This is a genomic window from Rhizobacter sp., assembly GCF_031412495.1.
Lineage (GTDB): Bacteria > Pseudomonadota > Gammaproteobacteria > Burkholderiales > Burkholderiaceae_C > Schlegelella_A.
The window spans coordinates 23,838-29,917 of sequence record NZ_JANODC010000196.1; the positions used below are offsets into that span (position 1 = coordinate 23,838).

General features: G+C 70.8%; 6 protein-coding genes. 3 read left to right on the plus strand and 3 right to left on the minus strand.

From position 1 onward, the window contains the following. Window positions 1-25: 25 nt before the first annotated feature. On the minus strand, window positions 26-979 hold the full coding sequence (gene puuE / locus AC30N0_RS07280; RefSeq protein WP_489517258.1) for an allantoinase PuuE: 954 nt from the start codon (window positions 977-979) through the stop codon (window positions 26-28). A 57-nt stretch (window positions 980-1,036) separates the two neighbouring features. Here puuE and uraH point away from each other — a divergent pair, with 57 nt between their 5' ends. The 3 genes from uraH to AC30N0_RS07295 all read left to right on the plus strand — a co-directional run bounded on the left by uraH (window position 1,037) and on the right by AC30N0_RS07295 (window position 4,345). Then, on the plus strand, window positions 1,037-1,390 hold the full coding sequence (gene uraH, locus AC30N0_RS07285; protein WP_489517259.1) for a hydroxyisourate hydrolase: 354 nt from the start codon (window positions 1,037-1,039) through the stop codon (window positions 1,388-1,390). A 37-nt stretch (window positions 1,391-1,427) separates the two neighbouring features. After that, complete coding sequence (locus AC30N0_RS07290; RefSeq protein ID WP_489517260.1) at window positions 1,428-2,627, plus strand: urate hydroxylase PuuD; 1,200 nt, start codon at window positions 1,428-1,430, stop codon at window positions 2,625-2,627. 98 nt (window positions 2,628-2,725) lie between these two features. Further along, window positions 2,726-4,345, plus strand: coding sequence for a tetratricopeptide repeat-containing diguanylate cyclase (locus AC30N0_RS07295; RefSeq protein WP_489517261.1), 1,620 nt, complete (start codon window positions 2,726-2,728; stop codon window positions 4,343-4,345). 46 nt (window positions 4,346-4,391) lie between these two features. Here AC30N0_RS07295 and AC30N0_RS07300 read toward each other — a convergent pair whose 3' ends face one another. Both AC30N0_RS07300 and AC30N0_RS07305 read right to left on the minus strand, forming a co-directional pair. Beyond that, window positions 4,392-4,991, minus strand: coding sequence for a GNAT family N-acetyltransferase (locus AC30N0_RS07300; RefSeq protein WP_489517262.1), 600 nt, complete (start codon window positions 4,989-4,991; stop codon window positions 4,392-4,394). Further along, entirely contained in the window at window positions 4,988-5,842 is an 855-nt protein-coding gene (locus AC30N0_RS07305) for an AAA family ATPase (protein WP_489517263.1), read from the minus strand. The genes AC30N0_RS07300 and AC30N0_RS07305 overlap by 4 nt, the downstream gene beginning before the upstream one ends. Window positions 5,843-6,080 lie beyond the last annotated feature (238 nt).

Sequence of the window (6,080 nt, forward strand, 5' to 3'; positions counted from 1 at the left end):
CGTTCCTTTCGATGCGGGACCGGCGCTACGCAACTCCCGAGCCACCCGCCGCGTCGTGCGGGTGGGTGGCCCGCCAGTGGCGGGCGATGTCGATGCGCCGCGCGATCCACACGCCCTCGTGCGACTGCACGTGGTCGAGGAAGCGGCGCAGCGAGCCGATGCGGCCGGGCTTGCCGAGCAGCCGGCAGTGCATCCCGACGGACATCATTTTCGGCCGGTCGAGGCCGGCCGGGTCGCCCTCCGCGTAGAGCGCGTCGAAGCTGTCGCGCAGGTAGCCGAAGAAGTGCTCGCCGGTGTTGAAGCCCTGCGCCTGGACGAAGCGCATGTCGTTGGTGTCGAGCGAGTAGGGCACGACCAGGTGCGGGACGCTCGAGCCGTCGGCCTTCGTCACCGAGGTCCAGAAGGGCAGGTCGTCGCCGTAGTAGTCGCTGTCGTACGCGTAGCCGCCGTGCTCGACGACGAGCCGGCGCGTGTTCGGGCTGTCGCGTCCGGTGTACCAGCCGAGCGGCCACTGCCCGCCCGTGAGCCGGTGCAGGAGCCGTGTCGCTTCGGCCATGTGCTCGCGCTCGATTGCTTCCGGGAGGTTCTGGTAGTGGATCCAGCGCAGGCCGTGGCTGGCGATCTCGTGACCGCGGCTCATAAACTCGGCGACCAGGGCCGGGTAGCGCTCGAGCGCCATGCCGACGCCGAAGACCGTCAACGGAAGCTGGCGCGCGTCGAACTCGCGCAGGATGCGCCAGACGCCGGCGCGCGAGCCGTACTCGTACATCGACTCCATCGACAGGTGCCGGCTGTCGTAGGCCTGCGCCCCGACGATCTCGGAGAGGAAGGTCTCTGACGCGGCGTCGCCGTGCAGCACGCTGTTCTCCGCGCCTTCCTCGTAGTTGAGGACGAACTGCACGGCGATCCGCGCACCGCCCGGCCAGCGTGCATGCGGCGGGTCGGCGCCGTGGCCGATCAGGTCGCGCGGATAGTCCATGGCGCCGGCTTATACACTTTTGGCCGCGGCTACCACCGTCGGACGCCGGGGAATCGAATGGGAAGACTGACCACGCACGTGCTCGACACGGCCCACGGCTGCCCCGCGGCCGGGATGCACGTCACCCTCTTCCGCATCGAGGACGGCGTCGCGCGCAAGCTCAAGTGGGCCGGGCTCGACGGCGACGGCCGCTTCCCCGGCCCGCTGCTCGAGGGCGACGAGTTCCAGGCCGGGCGCTACCGGCTGGTGTTCGAGGTGGCGGCGTATTTCCACGAGCGCGGCGCCGCGCTCGCCGAGCCGCCGTTCCTCGAGACCGTGCCGATCGACTTCGGCATCGCCTCGCCCGGCGAGCATTACCACGTGCCCCTGCTCGTCAGCCCGTGGTCGTACTCGACCTACCGCGGCAGCTGAGCGCGTCGCACCGACTGCTTCGCCTCGGCACGGCCGGATGGACTCCTACCTCCTCGAGGGCGCCAGCCTGCTGCTGCGCTGGGCCCACGTCGTCACCGGCATCGCCTGGATCGGCGCCTCGTTCTACTTCGTCGGCCTCGACAACAGCCTGACGCCGCCGAAGGACGACGCCGACCGCGGCAAGGGCGTCGGCGGCGAGCTCTGGGCGGTGCACGGCGGCGGCTTCTACCACCAGCAGAAGTACCCGGTCTCGCCGGCGCGCCTGCCCGAGCACCTGCACTGGTCGATGTGGGAAAGCTACTCGACATGGCTGACCGGCTTCGCCCTGTTCGCCGTGCTCTACCTGTTCAACGCCAGCACCTTCCTCATCGACAAGGCGGTCTTCGACTGGTCGCCCGCCGCGGCGATCTCCACCGCGCTCGCCTTCTTCGTCGCCTTCTGGCTGCTCTACGACGGCATCTGCCGCGCCTTCGGCAGCGGCCGCCGCGGCGACCTCGTGGTCGGGGCGCTGGTCTTCCTGCTGATCGTCTTCGCGTCGTGGCTGTCGTGCCGGCTCTTCGCCGGACGCGCCGCCTTCCTGCTCGTCGGCGCCATGATGGCGACGACGATGAGCGCGAACGTGCTGGTCTGGATCATTCCGGGCCAGCGCAAGGTGGTCGTCTCGCTGCGCGCCGGCACCCCGGTCGACCCGGTGCACGGCCAGCGCGGCAAGCAGCGCAGCGTGCACAACACCTACTTCACGCTGCCCGTCGTCTTCACGATGATCAGCAACCACTACGGCTTCGTCTACGGCGCCAAGCACAACTGGATCGTCCTCGTCGTCCTCATGCTGGCCGGGGCGTTGATCCGCGTGTCCTTCGTGCTCCGCCACAAGGCGCTCGCCGAAGGGCGGCCCGTGCCCTGGCGCTACGCCGCCGCGGGAACGCTCGCGATCGTCGCGCTGTTCGCGGCCCTGATGCCGTCGCCGCCGCCGGCCGGCGCATCGGCACTGCCGGCGCCGAGCTTCGCCGAGGTGCAGGCCATCGTCGAGCAGCGCTGCCTGCTCTGCCACAACGCCCAGGTGCCGAGCAAGAACGTCCGCCTCGATTCGCCGCAGGCCATCGTCGCGCAGGCGCAGGCGGTGCACCAGCAGACGGTCGTCCTGAAGGCGATGCCGATGAACAACGCGACCCAGATGACGGACGCCGAGCGGGCCGCGGTCGGCCGCTGGTTCCAGGGCGGCGCCTCCGCTCGCTGATCGTTTCGGGGGTCGCCTGCGGCGGCGGCCGTGATTTCCGCCCGCTTGTCCCTCGGCCCTGGCCGACCGCAGCCGGTTCGCCTGCCTACCATCCTCCGGTGTCGGTCATCACCCCCACGGACCCCGTTGCCGCCGCCCGCGAAGCGCTGCGGGCGGGCGACGTCGACGGCGCGCGTTCGCTGCTCGAGGGCTGCCTCGCCCAGCCCGGACTGGACCCGACCGGGCAGCATGCCGAAGCAAGCATCGAGCTGGGCGACGCGCTCGAGCAGGCGGGCGACTATGCCGAGGCCATGGCCCGCTTCGTCCACGGCCACGACATCGCCGTCCGGCACGACCATCCCGCGCTGAAGGCCCGCGCGCTGCGCGGCATGGCCAAGGTGGACCATGCCATGGGCGACCTGCAGCATGCGCTCGGACGGCTCAACGAAGCGGTCTCGCTGGTCGGGGTGTTGCATGACGGCCGGCTCGAGGGCGAGCTGCTGCACCAGCTCGGCATGACGCACAGCCGCCTCGAGAACTTCGCCGCCGCGGAGTCGTGCTTCCTGCGCGCGCTCCTCTGCCGGCGCGAGGCTGGCGACGACGGCGTCGGCGTCGCGGTGACCCTCAACAGCCTCGGCGTCCTCTACATGGCGCGAGGCAACGCCTCGGGCGAAGGCGGCCCGACCGGGCACGACGACCTGGAGCGGGCGCGCAGCTACTTCGGACAGGCCCTCGGTGCCGCCCGCGAGAGCGGCGACGGCCAGCTCGAGGCGCGGGCGCTCGGCAACCTCGGCACCGTCGCCGGCTCGCTCGGCAACCTGCCGCTGGCGCTGGACCTCTTCGAACGCGAGCTGTCGGTGCTGCGGGCGATGAACGATCGCCGCCACATGGCCCGCGCGCTCACCCACCTGGCCGAGGCGCATCGGCGCTCCGGCGCGCCCGAAGCGGCCCTCCCGCCCCTGTTCGAGGCGCTCGAGATCGCGGGCGAGACCGACGCGGCGCCGCAGGCCCGCGCCGCCCACGCCGAGCTGTCGCTGGTGCGCGAGGGCCTCGGCGACTTCGAGTCGGCGCTGGCGCACTTCAAGGCATTCCACCGGCTCGACCAGCAGATCCGCAGCGCCCAGTCGGAGCGCCGGGCCAACCTGGTCAGCGCGCGCAACGCGGTCGACCAGATCCGGCGCGAGGCCGAGGCCTACCGGGCCGAGCGCGACCGCCTGCGCGATGCCAACCAGGTGCTCGCCGCGCAGGCGCTGACCGATGCCCTCACCGGGCTCGGCAACCGGCGCAGCTTCGACCGCACCGTCACCCGGGCGATGCACCGCGGCACCTTCGACGGAGCCCTGGCGGCGATGGACGTCGACCGCTTCAAGCAGGTCAACGACGCGTTCTCGCACCTGACCGGCGACGAGGTCCTGCGCCGCATCGGCGTCCTCGTCCAGACCGTCGTCCGCCCGAGCGACCAGGCGTTCCGCGTCGGCGGCGAGGAGTTCCTCTTCCTGCTGCCCGGTGCCTCGGGGGACCTCGCCGTCGGCATCTGCGAGCGCATCCGCCGCGCCATCGAGGAGCACCCGTGGGAAGACGTCGCTCCCGGCTTGCGTGTGACCGCCTCGTTCGGGGTCGCCGCGGCCACCCCGCGCGACAGCGTCACCTCGCTCGTCGGTCGCGCCGACACAGCCCTCTACGCGGCCAAGAAGGCGGGCCGCAACCGGGTCGTCGGTGCGGCCGCGGACGGTCCGTAGGGATCTGGCGGCACCCCACAGGCACGGGCCCGCCCGGCGTTCCCGCTCAGCGCGGCTTGTCGAGCTGCCAGCGCAGGTGGCTGCGCACGGTCGGCCACTCGCTCTGGACGATGCTGTAGGCGCAGGTGTCGCGCAGCGACCCGTCGGCGCTGCGCTGGTGGTTGCGCAGGATGCCGTCGAGCTTCGCGCCGAGACGCTCGATCGCGCGCCGGCTCTGCTGGTTGAAGAAGTGGGTGCGGAACTCGACGGCGATGCAGCCGAGCGCCTCGAAGGCATGGCCGAGCAGCAGCAGCTTGCACTCGGTGTTGAAGGCGCTGCGCTGCATGCGCGTGGCCGTCCAGGTCGAGCCGATCTCGACCCGCCGGTGCACCGCGTCGACGTTCATGTAGGTCGTCATGCCGACGATCCGGCCGGCCGAGTCGAAGGTCGTGAACGGCAGCATCGAGCCGCGCGCCTGCAGGTCGAGGCGGCGGTCGATCTCGGCCCGCATCGTCTCGGGGCCCGGCACCGCCGTGTACCAGAGCTTCCAGAGCTCGCCGTCGCTCGCCGCCTCGACGAGCCCGTCGTGGTGCGCGGCGGCGAGCGGCTCGAGCGCGCAATGCGCGGCCGCGAGGCGAACCGGCGCCAGCCAGCTGCCGCCGCTCATCGGTTGTGCCGCTGCATGAAGACGAGCTTCTCGAACAGCGACACGTCCTGCTCGTTCTTGAGGAGGGCGCCGACCAGCGGCGGCACGGTGACCTTGTCGTCCTTGCTCTGCAGCACCTCGACCGGGATGTCCTCGGCGACGAGCAGCTTCAGCCAGTCGAGCAGCTCCGACGTGCTGGGCTTCTTCTTCAGGCCGGGCAGGTTGCGGACCTCGTAGAAGTTCTTCAGCGCCGCGCCGAGCAGCTCCTTCTTCAGGTTCGGGAAGTGCACCCCGACGATCCGCTGCATGGTCTCGGCGTCGGGGAACTTGATGTAGTGGAAGAAGCAGCGGCGCAGGAAGGCGTCGGGCAGCTCCTTCTCGTTGTTCGAGGTGATGAAGACCAGCGGCCGGTGCTTCGCCTTGATGAGCTCACGCGTCTCGTAGACGTAGAACTCCATGCGGTCGATCTCGCGCAGGAGGTCGTTCGGGAACTCGATGTCGGCCTTGTCGATCTCGTCGATCAGCAGGACCACCGGCTCCTCGGCGGTGAAGGCCTGCCAGAGCACGCCGCGGACGATGTAGTTGTGGATGTTCTTGACGCGTTCGCCGCCGTCGATGTCGGCGAGCTGGCTGTCGCGCAGGCGGCTGACGGCGTCGTACTCGTACAGGCCCTGCTGCGCCTTGGTCGTCGACTTGATGTGCCACTGCATGAGCGGCATGCCGAGCGCGCCGGCCACTTCCTCGGCGAGCATCGTCTTGCCGGTGCCCGGCTCGCCCTTGACGAGGAGCGGCCGCCGGAGCGTCGCCGCGGCGTTGACCGCGAGCATCAGGTCGGGCGTGGCGACGTAGCTTTCGGAGCCTTTGAACTTCATGAAGCGAGGGGGCGGGCGAGGGTGGTTTCAGTATAGGGGCCCCCTATAATTCGCGGTTTGCACTCGACACAGCATCGACGCATCGCCGCCATGAAGAAGCCGCTCCCCCTGCCGACATCGAAGGCCTTTTCGCAGGTGCTCGCTTCGACGGCCTGCCGGCTCGCGCTGGCGGTCGGCCTGGCCTTCGCCGGCGCCGCGAGCGGGCAGGGCGCGGCCGCCGTGCCGGGCCAGGGCGCGC